This is a genomic window from Polaromonas sp. P1_G2, assembly GCF_056405515.1.
Genome location: NZ_JBFUBY010001829.1, coordinates 1 through 352 on the forward strand (window position 1 = coordinate 1; position 352 = coordinate 352).

At 63.6% G+C, this 352-nt stretch carries 1 protein-coding gene; it reads right to left on the minus strand.

Features of this window, described 5'->3' with window-relative positions; translation table 11 throughout:
* Positions 1–352 (minus strand): hydantoinase/oxoprolinase N-terminal domain-containing protein (locus tag AC1D0P_RS32795; RefSeq protein WP_477680534.1); only part of this gene is annotated, 352 nt, incomplete at both ends.

Consider the following 352-nt stretch of genomic DNA (forward strand, 5'->3'; position numbering starts at 1 on the left):
GCCTGAGATCGCGCGGGATGATCGGCCGAAACTCGCCTTTCATGCCATAGGGCTGCGGACGGGTGCGGCGGCCGAGTTCCAGCACATCGCGAAAGCCCATCGTGGTGATCAGGCCGGTGCGGCAGAGATTGCGCTCCAGCACCGCATTGGTAGTGGTCGTTGTTCCATGAACGATGAGGTCGAGGGCAGCGATATCGGCCTTCGCCGCATCCAGCGCGTCCAGCACGCCAAAAGACTGGTTGGGAAGCGTGGTCGGCACCTTGGCAAGCCGCACCGTGCCATGCGCGGCATCGAACAGAACCAGATCGGTAAAGGTGCCGCCGACATCGATGCCCGCGACCTGGCTCCTGGT